The 14,722-nt window shown below is 42.7% G+C and carries 11 protein-coding genes; all 11 read right to left on the bottom strand.

Features of this window, described 5'->3' with window-relative positions:
* Positions 1 to 120: 120 nt before the first annotated feature.
* The 11 genes from ACQCT5_RS11380 to ACQCT5_RS11330 all read right to left on the bottom strand — a co-directional run bounded on the left by ACQCT5_RS11380 (position 121) and on the right by ACQCT5_RS11330 (position 14,674).
* Positions 121 to 4,431 carry a PolC-type DNA polymerase III gene (locus ACQCT5_RS11380; RefSeq protein WP_499642363.1) on the bottom strand — a complete coding sequence of 1,437 codons (4,311 nt, stop codon included), beginning with the start codon at positions 4,429 to 4,431 and terminating at the stop codon, positions 121 to 123.
* A gap of 96 nt (positions 4,432 to 4,527) precedes the next feature.
* Positions 4,528 to 6,231: a proline--tRNA ligase gene (locus ACQCT5_RS11375; RefSeq protein ID WP_499641935.1), complete on the bottom strand. Its 1,704-nt coding sequence runs from the start codon at positions 6,229 to 6,231 to the stop codon at positions 4,528 to 4,530.
* 524 nt (positions 6,232 to 6,755) lie between these two features.
* A complete protein-coding gene (gene rseP, locus ACQCT5_RS11370) occupies positions 6,756 to 8,018 on the bottom strand; it encodes an RIP metalloprotease RseP (RefSeq protein WP_499641933.1) in 1,263 nt (420 codons plus the stop codon).
* Positions 8,019 to 8,031: 13 nt separating this feature from the next.
* Complete coding sequence (gene dxr / locus ACQCT5_RS11365; protein ID WP_499641931.1) at positions 8,032 to 9,183, bottom strand: 1-deoxy-D-xylulose-5-phosphate reductoisomerase; 1,152 nt, start codon at positions 9,181 to 9,183, stop codon at positions 8,032 to 8,034.
* 36 nt (positions 9,184 to 9,219) lie between these two features.
* Positions 9,220 to 10,008 (bottom strand): phosphatidate cytidylyltransferase, encoded by a 789-nt coding sequence (locus tag ACQCT5_RS11360; protein WP_499641929.1) that lies wholly within the window; start codon positions 10,006 to 10,008, stop codon positions 9,220 to 9,222.
* Between the two features lie 18 nt (positions 10,009 to 10,026).
* Positions 10,027 to 10,800 carry an undecaprenyl pyrophosphate synthase gene (uppS, locus tag ACQCT5_RS11355; protein ID WP_499641927.1) on the bottom strand — a complete coding sequence of 258 codons (774 nt, stop codon included), beginning with the start codon at positions 10,798 to 10,800 and terminating at the stop codon, positions 10,027 to 10,029.
* A gap of 129 nt (positions 10,801 to 10,929) precedes the next feature.
* On the bottom strand, positions 10,930 to 11,487 hold the full coding sequence (gene frr / locus ACQCT5_RS11350; RefSeq protein WP_417900534.1) for a ribosome recycling factor: 558 nt from the start codon (positions 11,485 to 11,487) through the stop codon (positions 10,930 to 10,932).
* Between the two features lie 2 nt (positions 11,488 to 11,489).
* Positions 11,490 to 12,212: a UMP kinase gene (gene pyrH, locus ACQCT5_RS11345; RefSeq protein ID WP_417900535.1), complete on the bottom strand. Its 723-nt coding sequence runs from the start codon at positions 12,210 to 12,212 to the stop codon at positions 11,490 to 11,492.
* A gap of 99 nt (positions 12,213 to 12,311) precedes the next feature.
* A complete protein-coding gene (gene tsf, locus ACQCT5_RS11340) occupies positions 12,312 to 13,193 on the bottom strand; it encodes a translation elongation factor Ts (protein WP_499641924.1) in 882 nt (293 codons plus the stop codon).
* 131 nt (positions 13,194 to 13,324) lie between these two features.
* Positions 13,325 to 14,032: a 30S ribosomal protein S2 gene (gene rpsB, locus ACQCT5_RS11335; RefSeq protein ID WP_204413719.1), complete on the bottom strand. Its 708-nt coding sequence runs from the start codon at positions 14,030 to 14,032 to the stop codon at positions 13,325 to 13,327.
* 159 nt (positions 14,033 to 14,191) lie between these two features.
* Positions 14,192 to 14,674 carry a hypothetical protein gene (locus ACQCT5_RS11330; protein ID WP_499641922.1) on the bottom strand — a complete coding sequence of 161 codons (483 nt, stop codon included), beginning with the start codon at positions 14,672 to 14,674 and terminating at the stop codon, positions 14,192 to 14,194.
* Between the last annotated feature and the right edge of the window lie 48 nt (positions 14,675 to 14,722).

Here is a 14,722-nt window from a genome sequence, read left to right as displayed (position 1 = left end):
GCTAATTACCTGTATATAGCATTTCCAATGTAAATATATCATATCCCTGATAAATATGCAAATCTTTCTAGTGTTTGCAAAGCTTGTACAGCATTGATTTACAAGGTTAGTGTCAGCGTTTTAGAACAGGGAGAGCTGGTTTTGATCAGGCAGGGAACCAAGACATCCTTGCTTGTCCAGAAATTCCATGATAGTTTTTGAAACCCGGCCGCGCTGCTGAAGATCCTCTTTGGAAAGGAACTCGCCGTCCTCCCTTGATTTTACAATATTGATGGCCGCATTGGTCCCAAGTCCAGGAATGGCATTGAATGGAGGGATGAGTGAATTTCCTTCAATTATAAAATCGGATGCATGTGATTTATATAAATCCACTTTTTGAAAGGAGAATCCTCTTTCACTCATTTCCAGTGACAATTCCAATACGGTCAGTAAGGATTTTTCCTTCGGAGAAGCATCCAGACCTTTGGCATTGATCTCTTCAATCTTTTGACGGATGGCTGCTGATCCTTTTACCATACTATCAAGATCAAAATCATCCGCACGAACGGTAAAATACGCCGCATAATACATCAGTGGGAAATGCACTTTAAAGTAGGCGATACGCACTGCCATAAGAACATAGGCTGCAGCATGCGCCTTCGGGAACATATATTTTATTTTCAGGCACGAATCGATATACCAAGGAGGTACATCGTTCTTGATCATTTCCTCTTTGAATTCATCGGATAGACCTTTCCCTTTACGTACAGATTCCATGATTTTAAATGCCATGGAAGGGTCCAGTCCTTTATAGATGAGATAAACCATTATATCATCACGACACCCGATAACTTCGCTCAAAGTACACGTCTTATTATGAATAAGCTCCTGGGCATTTCCAAGCCAAACGTCCGTCCCATGAGAAAGCCCTGAAATCTGGACAAGTTCAGAGAAAGTCGATGGCTTTGTATCTTCAAGCATCTGCCTTACAAATCTTGTTCCAAACTCTGGAATACCAAGTGTACCTGTTTTACACATGATCTGTTCTTCCGTAACCCCAAGCGATTCGGTTCCGCTGAAGATTTTCATCACATAAGGATCGTCTGTCGGAATCGTTTTCGGATCAATACCACTTAGATCCTGCAGCATCCTGATAACGGTCGGATCATCATGTCCAAGAATATCAAGCTTCAGCAGATTGTCATGAATGGAATGGAAGTCAAAATGAGTGGTCTTCCATTCCGAGCTTGTATCATCAGCCGGGAACTGTATGGGAGAAAAATCGAAAATATCCATATAATCCGGTACAACGATAATACCGCCGGGATGCTGACCTGTTGATCTTCTCACACCTGTACATCCTGATGATAGACGGTCAATTTCAGCTCCTCGAAGAATGAGGTTACGGTCATTTGCATAGCCTTTCACATACCCGTAAGCGGTTTTATCAGCTACAGTACCGATCGTACCTGCACGGAATACATAATCCTCTCCAAACAATACTTTCGTGTAATTATGGGCACGAGGCTGATATTCTCCAGAAAAGTTCAAATCGATATCGGGAACCTTATCCCCTTTAAATCCAAGGAACGTTTCAAACGGGATATCATGACCATCCTTTTTGAAAGCCTCTCCGCAATTCGGACAGTTTTTATCCGGCAGATCAAACCCTGAACCTACCGAACCGTCGTCAAAGAATTCGGATGCTTTACAGGATGGGCACACATAATGCGGTGGAAGTGGATTCACCTCGGTTATCTCCGTCATGGTTGCCACAAAAGAAGATCCGACAGAGCCACGTGAACCTACTAGATATCCATCATCCAAAGACTTTTTAACAAGCTTATGAGATATCAGATAGATAACTGCAAAACCGTGCCCGATGATACTTTTCAGTTCTTTTTCAATTCGCTTCTCCACCAGATCCGGAAGATTTTCCCCGTAGATGCTTCGCGCCATTGAATAGCTCATCTCACGAATCTCTTCATCTGCACCCTCAATCTTAGGAGTATACAGATCATCCTTGATCGGTTTAATCTCCTCGGTCATACCCGCGATTTTCTGCGTATTTGTGACGACAATTTCCTTTGCCTTTTCTTCACCAAGGAAAGAAAAGGAGGAAAGCATATCGTCGGTTGTCTTGAAATGGACATCCGGAAGCTTGTGACGGTTCAGGGGATTCGCTCCTGATTGGGACCTTACAAGAATCTCACGGTGAATCTTATCCTCTTTTTTCAGATAGTGGACATTCCCAGTCGCTACTACCGGCTTTTCGAGTTTTTCCCCAAGCTTGACGATATTTGTGATGATTTCCTTTAACGCCTTATCGTCCTTGATCAATTCCAATTCAATCAGGTGATCATAATTGCTTGGAGGCTGAACTTCGATGTAATCATAGAACTCGGCAATACTTTCTACTTCATCAGGTGCTTTTTGCATCATCCCTTCGAAAACTTCCCCTTTATCGCAGGCCGTCCCGACGAGAAGGCCTTCACGATATTTTTGCAGCAATGAACGTGGGATTCGAGGAACCCTGAAAAAGTAGTTCATATGGGAAATCGATACAAGCTTAAAAATGTTTTTTAATCCAACCTCATTTACTGCAAGCAGAGTGATATGGGAAGGTCTCGCCCGTTTATAGGCATCGGACTTACCGGAGTTGTCATTCAGTTCATCATGATAGGTGATACCGCGCTCCAGAGAGTCCTTCAGCATCTTCATGAGCAGGTAACCGGTGGCCTCTGCGTCATAGATTGCTCTATGATGCTGTGTTAGTTCAATATCAAACTTTTTACAAAGGGTATTCAACCGGTGATTCTTCAAATCCGGGAAAAGCAGTCGACCCAGCTCAAGTGTATCGATGACTGGATTCTTAGCTTTTCCAAGCCCTATCCGCTGGAATCCGATATTCAGGAATCCCATATCAAAGCTCGCATTGTGCGCCACTAAAATATCATCTTCAATCCATTTATAGAAATCCTGCAATACATCACCGACTTCCGGTGCATTCCGGACCATATCATCTGTAATCCCTGTCAGATTGATGGTAGTTGCAGATAAAGGATGATGTGGATTGGAGAATGATTCAAATCGGTCAATGATCTCTCCATCCCTGATCTTGACTGCTGCAAGCTCGATAATTGTGTCGTACATGGCAGATAAACCTGTGGTCTCCACATCGAAAACGACATACGTATCCTCGGCAAGATTTCGATGGGCTGGGTTATAGGCAATGGGAACACCATCGTCTACGAGGTTCGCTTCTAATCCGTACAATATTTTGACGCCATTCTTCTTTCCGGCGGAATATGCTTCGGGATAGGCTTGAGCAACCGCATGGTCTGTTATGGCGATGGCTTCATGACCCCATTTTTTAGCCTGTGCGACCAAGGAAGAAATGGAGCTGACGGCATCCATCGTACTCATTGGGGAATGAAGATGCAGCTCGACCCTTTTTTCACCCTCTGGTGCTGTATCCCTGATTTCTTTGCCTTGGAATTCATTGATATCGTTGGCCATCATAACGAGGTCGCGTACAAAGGTGTCGTTTTGAATGCTTCCTCGGACTTTAAGCCACATTCCCTTTTTCACCGCTTGCAATAACGGTACATCCTCTTTATCTCTTGAGAACATTTTTACAAGGATGGAATTGGTATAGTCTGTTATCTTGAAGGTCAACAAAGTTCTGCCACTGCGAAGCTCTTTCGTTTCGGCATCAAATACATAGCCTTGAACGGCCACACGTCTTTCTTCTTCCACAATCTCCGCCAATGTTTTGATTTCGGCGTCATCCTTGATGGTGTAGCCGATCATTACCGGACCGCTGATCGAACTGCCATCCTCTTTGGCACTATCTTTTTTCTGCATCTCCGTGACAGCGGCCAACGCTTTTTGTTGATCTTCCATCTGCTTTTGTTCCACAAACTGCTGATACTCCTCCTCAGAATGGGAAAGTGTCGTATCAAGAACGAACGTTGGAAAACCAAAGCCTTCATATGTTGTACAAATGGTAGTGTTCAGTTTTCGTTTGACCGCTATAGCCTCCGCTTCATTCCTGGCCGTCAGCATAAGCTTATTGCCCTGTAGCGTAGGAGCTTGTCCCTTTAATAACATTAATAGCGGCGGGGAACAGCCTTCAAGTTCTTTCAGGCAGATCGGCCAATAGTCTTGTATATATGAATCTTCAAATGAACGGTCCAAGACACTGATTTGAAAGGAAACATTGGCTATATGTGAAAAGCTTTTTGTAAGCTTCATGTAAAATAATTCATAGATGGAAACAGGCAGAACTTTCTGTAGGACAAAATGAAAATGCCATCTTTTGCTTGTCTTCTCTACAGTCAATTTATCTATTCCAGCTTCTGCAAAGTAAGGAAAAATATCATCACTTGTCAAATCAAGCTGCTGAAGGAGAAGACGAAATCGATCTTTTTTTTCTTGAACTAGCTCCATTGCAATGTTCAGACCCCTTTCTCCGTCCCTAATCATTTTTCTAAACATACTAGAAGGTACCTCCAAATGGGGGTACCTTTTTTAGTGTATTCACATCTATTGTACTACAGATTGGCGCAGTGTTTGAATTAAATGTTCAACAGATACTTCTTCCATTTCACCTGTTCTTCTCCATTTTACTTCCACTACTTTTTCCTCTGCTTTTTTCCCGACCGTCACACGTACAGGCAAGCCGATCAGCTCTGCATCTGCAAACTTGACTCCAGGACGTTCCTGACGATCATCGAATAGCGCTGCAAATCCTGCTTTTTTCAAGTCGGAATAAATTTCTTCCGCCAGTTGTGCCTGTTCGGCATTCTTCACATTTACCGGTATGACATGAACATCATAAGGTGTAACTGCATCAGGCCAAACAATTCCACTTTCATCATGGAACTGCTCTACTACCGCAGCCATAACTCGGGATACACCTATGCCGTAGCAGCCCATAATCATCGGCTGAGATCTTCCGTTTTCGTCCAGATAGGTAGCCCCCATGGCTTCGCTATAACGGGTACCAAGCTTAAATACATGTCCAACTTCAATACCTTTTGCAAACTGGATAACCCCTTGGCCATCAGGTGAAAGGTCCCCTTCCTGAATAAAACGCAGGTCTGTATATCGACTTACGGTGAAATCCCTTACTGGATTAACATTCTTATAATGATAGCCTTCTTCATTGGCACCTGTCACCGCGTTTACCAAATACTCTACTGCGTGGTCAGCTACAACTTCCACAGATTGAGGTAAATCAATTGGTCCAAGGGAACCGATGGAGCAGCCCATCTTTTCTTTCACCTCTTCAGGAGTTGCCAATTCGACTACAGATGCCTGATAGAGGTTCTTTAATTTTACATCATTGATTTCATGGTCGCCGCGGACCAGTACAACCACAAATTTATCATCCACTTTGAAGCAGAGTGTCTTAATCATTTCAGAACTTGGAATATTCAAGAAATCGGAAACTTCTTCAATAGTTCTTTGATCTGGTGTAGATACTTTTTCCAAAGCATTTTCCGCTTCGCCGCTTTTCTCATAATGGGCGACGACTGGAGCCATTTCAATATTGGCAGCATAGGAAGAGTCCGCAGAATAGGCTATCGTATCCTCACCAATTTCGGATAGTACCATGAATTCATGCGTATCCTTACCACCCATTGCCCCTGAATCTGCGATGACAGCACGGAAATTCAATCCCAGTCTTGTAAAGATATTGGAATAGGCAGTGAACATCTTTTCGTAAACATCATCCAAGCTATCCTGGGAAGCATGGAAGGAATAGGCATCCTTCATCAAAAACTCTCTTCCTCGTAAAAGACCGAAGCGGGGACGTTTTTCATCACGGAATTTAGTTTGAATCTGATAGAGAGTCAGAGGAAGCTTCTTATAGGATTTCACTTCATCACGAACAATTGTTGTAATTACCTCTTCATGGGTTGCACCGAGTGCAAACTCACGGTTATGGCGATCATGCAGTCTCATGAGTTCCGGTCCATAAGAATACCATCGGCCGGATTCCTGCCACAGTTCTGCCGCTTGCATCGCCGGCATCAGAAGCTCAACCGCCCCTGCATTATCCATTTCTTCGCGGACAATATCCTCCACTTTTTTCAACACTCTTTTTCCTAAAGGCAGAAAACTGTAGATTCCGCTTGCGTTTTGTCGTATAAATCCTGCTCGAAGCAGTAATTGATGGCTCTTCACTTCTGCATCAGAAGGGACTTCTCTCAGAGTAGGAATGAGCGTCATGCTTTGTTTCATAAAAGGGCACCCCATTACTTATGTATTTTACTATAAAAGCAAAGAGAACTTGCATCTTTCTCAAGGATGCAAGTCAATCTCCTTTAAACTATCATTTTTATTACAAATGCTAGATGAAAATAAGTGTGTGTTCTGTTTAACTCCCTGCTGATTTCCGTTCCAGGTGGCAGCGATCGCGGGGCGGTGCTTGAGCCTCCTCGGCTATGCCTGCGGGGTCTCAAGTCTACCGCTATCTCCCGCAGGAGTCTCACACCCTGCACTCCAATCAACAGGGGAGGCAGGTGACGCATAACGTCCTCACTATATTTTCATTTTCTCATAGTGTAAATCTTTTACATTAGGATCTCTGTTAAAGACTTGCGTTGATTTTTAAGAATCTAGCTGTTGATTGTAGCAATAGGCGAAGACTCCTGCGGGAAGTAGCGTTTAGGGGAGACCCCACAGGCGTAAGCCGAGGAGGCTCTCGCAAGCCCCGCGGAAAGCGCAGCCTATTGCGAAAATCAACAGCGGTGTTTAAAGCACTATTACAAAAAGAACTTCTGGATATCATTCCAGGTTACGACGAGCATCAATAGCATCAGTAGTGCAAAGCCGATGAAGTGGACGAGTCCTTCTTTATGTCGGTCAATCGGTTTTCCTCTTACCGCTTCGGCAGCAAAGAACATCAGTCTTCCACCATCCAATGCCGGGATAGGCAGGAGGTTGATGATACCGAGATTGATACTGAGGACTGCAGTCCAGCGCATGAGAAGGAAGATCCCTGATTCCGCTACAACTTCGGTTGATTTATAAATGCCTACAGGACCTGATAGCATATCGATTGAGAATTGACCTGTAATAAGCTTCCCAAGGCCAGTGATGATCTCCTTCGTCCATGTATAGGTTTCTGTGGCAGCATTTGGAATCGCTCCTAGAAACGACTTCTCAGTAGGCATAAATACGCCGATGACCCCCCTTGTATCTCCATTTTCAGCCTTTTCGGACTTTGGGGTGACAGGTATATTCATCGACTGCCCATCTCGTTCAACCAAGAATAATAATTCCTCATTTGCGTTCACCTGGATGATTTTCACGACTTCTTCCCAAGTAGATACGCTTTCGTCATTGATTGCCAATACTTTATCGCCTTGTTGCAACCCTGAGGCCTGTGCAGCGCCATCAGGAGCCAATTCTCCAATAACAGCTTCATTGATGTAATAACCTTGTACCATTCCCAGAAATGCGAATATGAAGAAGGCTAGGATGAAGTTCATCATCGGACCAGCAAAGATGGCCATTGTGCGTTGCATTAATGTTTTGGAACCGAATTGCCTATCGTACGGTGCATTTTGGATCTCCTGCCCGTCCATGACAAAGTAAGATTCCTTGCTCACCTTATATTCCTTCAAAGTTTCCTCTTCATTTAGCTCGTACCCTCTGATGATGAGTTCACGTTCTAGATCCGCATTTTCAACCTCGATGATCTTGGCATCCGGATACTTATCCTTATTATTGATGACTACCTTATTGACTTCCCCTTTGCCATCGAACAAAAGGCCGACATGGTACCCCGGTTTCACCTCGATTACTTCCGGGTCTTCCCCAGCCATCCGGACAAATCCACCGATTGGCAGAAGTCTGATTGTATAAACGGTTTCCTGTTTTTTAAATGAGAATACCTTGGGGCCAAAGCCAATGGCAAATTCGCGGCAAAGAATACCTGCGCGTTTGGCAAAAACCAGATGTCCAAGTTCATGAACAAATACAAGAACTCCAAAGATGATAATAAATGCGATTACTGTATTCACTAGATCTCCACCTCTAATCTGTTAGTGAACGAACAAATTCTCTCGTTTCAAGGTCAACCTCTTTAATGGTCTGCAAATCAGGATCCAACTGGACTGTATGTCGCTGCATGGCCTTATCGATGAGGTCTTCAATGGCTAAAAACTCTATTTTGCCATTGAGGAATGCATCCACAGCCATTTCATTCGCTGCATTTAGAACAGTGGGCATCGTGCCTCCCGTATTCCCTGCTTCAAAAGCAAAATGCAGGCATCTGAATCTTTCAAAATCCATCTTTTCAAAATGGAGCTTTCCAAAATCCGTGAGACTCAGTCTTTTTCCTGATCTGTGTTCAAAACGATCCGGATAGCTTAGTGCATATTGGATGGGGACCTTCATGTCTGGCGTGCCAAGCTGGGCCATCACACTTGTATCATGGAATTCAACCATAGAGTGAATGACACTTTCTCTATGTAATACTACTTGAATATCTTCATATGGGACATCGAACAGCCAATGTGCCTCGATCACTTCCAACCCTTTATTCATCATGGTCGCAGAATCTATGGTGATCTTTGCGCCCATGGACCAGTTGGGATGATTCAGGGCATCGGCAACTGTTACCCCTTCCAATTCTTTTCTGGATCTATCCCTGAAGCTTCCGCCGGATGCAGTCAAGATAAGAGATTGGATGTTTTTTTCATTTTCTCCCTGAAGACATTGATAGATTGCGGAATGCTCGCTGTCAACCGGAAGAATCGATACGCCATGCCTCTTGGCTGCAGCCATGACGATGTGACCTGCTGTAACAAGCGTTTCCTTATTTGCAAGTGCAATTGTTTTTTTGCACTCAATGGCATGCAGCGTCGGCACTAATCCAACACTTCCCATCACCGCATTCACGACAATCTCCGCCTCTTCATGGGTGGCTATATCCACTAGCCCTTCTTCCCCGTAGGAAAAGCGGATTTCACTTGCCGGAAACTGCCTTTTTAATGTATCACAGTCCTCTTTCGATTTCACTGAAACAGCTTTAGGGGAGAAATCCTTGATTATCTCGGCCGCTGCAGTAACATTGCTTCCGACACTAAAGGCAACTAGTTGGAATAGATCCGGATGCTGCTTTATCACATCTAAAGTTTGAACACCGATCGAACCAGAAGCACCTAATAAACTTATCTGCTTCACAAGCTTTCACTCCTTCATCCACCACTATACGAGCGCTTAGGATATAAATTTATGTATAAAATGTAATAGTGGCAAAACAAACAGCAGGCTATCAAAACGATCTAAAATCCCGCCATGTCCAGGGAGTAGATTACCTGAATCCTTAATCGCATAATGTCTTTTTAAAGCGGACTCGACCAGGTCGCCCATTTGTCCCACTACAGAAACAATACTTGCTATTATAATGGTAATGATGAGCCCATGTTCAAACCCTACTGTAAACTGAAAAATGATGGCAACTAAAATTGCACAAACAACTCCGCCCATTGATCCTTCGACTGTTTTATTCGGACTGATTTCCGGCCACAATTTTGTTTTCCCCATCGCCTTGCCGATAAAATAGGCTCCTGAGTCGGTTGACCAAATTACAACCAAAGCAAAAAACACATAGGCTAAGGAAATGTCGCGAATTTCGATAAAATAGAAGAATCCCATACCTACATAGATGGTAGAGACCAAAGCAAACCCTACTTCATCAAAATTGAATCTATTTTTACTGATGACCGTATAGGTCAATAGCATTAATACACCTATTAAAAAGAATTCCATTTTTGTAAACAAAGGTTCAGTGGGCATCCATTCTCCTGGTATAAGAAGCACCCACATCAATAGCATGGTTAACACGCCTGGAACACTCGTAATAGTGATATTCTTCATTTTAAGTGCTTCGTATAATCCTATGGTAGCTAATAAATAAATAAAGAGAACAAATGGTAGATTCCCATAAATCACGATTGGCAAGAACACCGCGGCAGCGATGACAGCTGTAATAATCCGTTGTTTCATTGTATGTCCAACACCTTTTTATATACCACCAAATCTTCTGCCGCGTTGTTGATAGCTGCTTATCGCCTCAAAGAGGTGATTTTCATCAAAATCGGGCCATAGTACATCGGTAAAATAGAATTCGGCATAGGCTAACTGCCATAGCATGAAGTTACTTAATCTAATCTCACCACTAGTACGAATAAGAAGATCTGGATCTGGTAGTTGATTGCTGAAAAGGTAAGTAGAAAATACCTCTTCTGATAAGTGTTCCATTGTTAATTTGTTGTCTTGAATATCTGTTGCTGCATTTTTTACCGCACGTAAAATTTCATCTCTGCCTCCGTAATTCAAAGCGAAATTTAAAATCAGACCGGTATTATCTTTTGTTTTTTCCATTGCATTTTCAACAGCCCTAAGCGTGTGTGCAGGCAGATCTGATTTGTTCCCCATCAGTCGGACTTGTACATTTTCTTCCATCAGTTCAGGAAGAAATGTGCCAAGGAACTCTTCAGGGAGTTTCATCAAAAAATCCACTTCCAATTTGGGGCGTTTCCAATTTTCTGTCGAAAAAGCATACATCGTCAGCACCTTGACACCAAGGCTATTAGCGGACTTCGTAATCTTTCTTACCGTTTTCATTCCTTCATGATGCCCTGCCACTCGAGGTAGGGCGCGTTTTTTCGCCCATCTCCCGTTCCCATCCATAATGACAGCGATGTGCTCCGGGATTTGGTGCTGCATGATTTCCTCTTTGGAAAAAGAGGATTTAGAGGTTTCTTTGCCTCTCCACTCTTGTATTTTCTTCAGCATAAAAATCCTCCATTAAAAATAAACAGACTCGCCAATAAAGGGTCTCCATTTATAGTAACAGTATTAACAAAAAAACCCCCTGTAAACATTAGAGGGTCTTTCCATCTTTCTATTTTACATGTAAATCGCTTAGACTTCCATGATTTCTTTTTCTTTTTCTTTTGTAACAGAATCCACCTTCACAATATAGCTGTCTGTTTGCTTTTGGATGTCATCTGTATAACCACGCAATTCATCTTCTGTGATCTCGCCGTTCTTTTCAAGCTTTTTCAGATCATCATTGCCGTCGCGACGAATGTTACGGATCGCAACTTTTGCTTCCTCAGAAGATTTCTTCACAGATTTAACAAGCTCTTTACGTCTTTCTTCCGTTAATGCCGGAATGGAAATACGGATAACGGTACCGTCATTGGAAGGATTCAATCCTAGATCCGCCTTGATGATCGCTTTTTCAATATCCCCTAAAGAAGATTTGTCGTAAGGCTGTACAACTAATAGTCTTGCTTCCGGTACGTTAATGGATGCAAGCTGATTTACAGGAGTCGGAGCGCCATAATAATCGACAGTCACTTTATCAAGAATTGCTGCAGACGCTCGTCCTGCACGGATGGATGCCAATTCTCTAGAATAAGACTGAATCGCTTTTTCCATTCTTTCTTTGGTTTGAGTAATGACCTGTTTCGCCATGATTATTTCCCCCTTACAATTGTTCCGATATTTTCACCTAAAACTACACGTTTAATGTTTCCTTCTTCCATGACAGAAAAAACAATGATTGGGATATCATTATCCATGCATAATGAAGAAGCCGTGGAATCCATTACAGCAAGTCCTTCGCGTAATACATCAAGATAGGAAAGTGTTTCATATTTTGTTGCAGTACTATCGATGGTTGGATCTGCACTATATACGCCATCCACATTGTTTTTTGCCATCAGGATTACTTCCGCCTCAATTTCAGCAGCACGCAATGCAGCTGTTGTATCTGTGGAGAAATAAGGGTTCCCCGTACCTGCAGCGAAAATGACAACACGTTTCTTTTCAAGGTGACGTATTGCTTTCCTTCTTATGTACGGTTCTGCAACTTGTCTCATTTCAATCGAAGTTTGAACACGCGTTTCCACCCCGGCGTTTTCCAGGCTGTCTTGTAGCGCTAATGAGTTCATGACAGTAGCTAACATCCCCATATAATCAGCGGAAGCACGATCCATTCCCATTTCACTGCCTACCTTGCCTCTCCAGATGTTTCCGCCGCCAACTACGACAGCCACTTCCACACCCAAATCAGCCAGTTCCTTCACTTGAAGGGATACAGATTTTATAACGGATGGATTGATACCAAAGCCCTGGTCGCCCGCTAAAGCTTCCCCACTTAATTTTAATACGACACGACGATATTTTGCTTGAGCCATAATAACCTCCAGGAATACATGTATTTCTATTCTACCAATATAAATGTTTTTAAAAAAGGGAACACAAAGTGTGCTCCCCTAATATACAGAGTTAAACTCTTATTTTTTAACTTGGCTCATTACTTCTTCAGCGAAGTTATCTTGACGTTTTTCAATACCTTCTCCAACTTCGTAACGGATGAATGATTTTACAGTTCCGCCTTTGCTTTCAACGAATTGGCGAACTTTCATGTCAGGGTTCTTAACGAAAGACTGGTCTAAAAGGCAGATGTCCTCGAAGTATTTACCAAGGCGACCTTCTACCATTTTAGCTACAATGTTCTCAGGCTTGCCTTCGTTTAATGCTTGCTCAGTAAGAACTTTACGCTCACGATCAGCTTCTTCAGCAGAAACTTCGTCACGGGAAACGTATTTAGGGTTGATTGCAGCGATGTGCATAGCTACGTCTTTTGCAGCAGCTTCATCAGTAGTACCTTCAAGAAGAGTTAATACTCCGATGCGTCCGCCCATGTGAAGGTATGCACCAAACGCGTCAGCGTCAGTTTTAGTAACGATTGTGTAGCGGCGAAGAGTCAACTTCTCACCAATTTTAGCGATGGCAGTATTGATGTGTTCAGAAACTGCAACACCATTGTCCATTTTAGCTTCAAGTGCAGCTTCTACAGATTCAGGTTTGTTTGTGATCAGGAATTCACCCAATTCGTTAACAAGTGTCTTGAATCCTTCGTTTTTCGCTACGAAATCCGTTTCAGAGTTAACTTCAAGGATTACCGCTTCGTTTCCTTTAGTTACGATAGCAGTCAAACCTTCAGCAGCGATACGGTCAGTCTTTTTAGCAGCTTTCGCAATACCTTTTTCACGTAGGAAATCGATTGCTTGCTCCATGTCACCGTTTGTTTCAGTTAACGCTTTTTTGCAGTCCATCATGCCTGCGCCAGTTTTTTCACGTAATTCTTTTACCATTTGAGCAGTTACAGCCATAGTAATAATCCTCCTTAGTGTATGTAAATCTGATGGAGCGGGGAAAAGTTGGTCCACGCTGCCATCTGGATATTTTCCAAAAAAAAGTGATAAAAGGCTTTCCCCTCTTATCACCTTTTTCTTAAATCAAATTATGCAGTAGTTGTAGCAGTCTCTTCGCCTTGTTTCGCTTCAAGGATAGCGTCTGCCATTTTACCAGTTAAAAGTTTTACAGCGCGGATTGCATCGTCGTTTGCAGGGATTACAACATCGATTTCGTCCGGATCACAGTTAGTGTCTACGATACCAACGATAGGGATGTTCAATTTTCTTGCTTCTGCAACAGCGATACGCTCTTTGCGTGGGTCAATGATGAATAATGCATCAGGAAGGCCCTTCATGTCTTTAATTCCGCCTAAGAATTTTTCAAGACGCTCTAGCTCTTTCTTTAACATTACAACTTCTTTCTTTGGAAGAACTTCGAAAGTTCCATCTTCTTGCATTTTTTCAATCGCTTTTAGACGAGAAATACGCTTTTGGATTGTTTCAAAGTTAGTTAAAGTTCCACCTAACCAACGTTGGTTAACGTAGTACATTCCGGAACGTTCTGCTTCTTCTTTCACAGAATCTTGAGCTTGCTTTTTAGTACCAACGAATAATACTGTTCCGCCGTTACCAGCAAGTTCCTTCACGAAGTTGTATGCTTCTTCAACCTTTTTAACAGTCTTTTGAAGGTCGATGATGTAGATGCCGTTACGCTCAGTGAAGATGAATTTCTTCATTTTTGGGTTCCAACGGCGAGTTTGGTGTCCGAAGTGTACACCAGCTTCTAGTAATTGTTTCATAGAGATTACTGACATGTTATATTCCTCCTAATGGTTTTTTTTCCTCCGTTCACTTCATTTCCAAGCAAAACTGAACAGGTCAGCACCAATGCTCGAATCAGTTAACGTGTGAATTTATAACACCGAAAATAAATATATCACAATCACATTTTACAATCAAGTCGTAATTGCTTATCACTGTCGAATTTTCCACAAAAGTTCTATTTCCGTCTTTCCTTTATCCAATTTCTTTGCAATTTCCTCCATGGAATCACCTTCTTCGAGGAGAATCGCCACTTGTTCGTAGGTACTTAGCTCTTCAAAGGCTATTGGCTTTTCGTTATTGTCAATCGAGTCTGATTGTGCACTCCCCCCAAGCAAGGCATTGATATCATCCTGGGTGATTTCAGGCTCCTTTTCGTCGATTGAGTGTTCTGTCATGTTCCCTTGCTGCTCTTTCACCATTTTATTACGTTCAGGAAGCTTTGCTAGAAAAGCTTCGTTCTCTTCCTTCAGTTCATAAACATAGGAACCTATCGTTTCTTCCGCCTCTTTCAGCAGCTTATGATAATCCTGTTCCAGCTGTTGAATATTAGAAAATTTAATATATAGGATGATAACAAGAAAAATAGCCAGCAAGCTTATGGCTAAGTTAATCACCAAGAATAGGGTTGTCAAAAGCCACACGCTCCTTACACTTCATATCATGGATGGAGCCGATTGCAT

It is taken from the genome of Sutcliffiella halmapala (assembly GCF_050107295.1).
Lineage (GTDB): Bacteria > Bacillota > Bacilli > Bacillales > Bacillaceae_I > Sutcliffiella_A > Sutcliffiella_A halmapala_A.
Note: the sequence above shows the minus strand (reverse complement) of the source record. Positions and strands in the feature narration are given on the sequence as shown.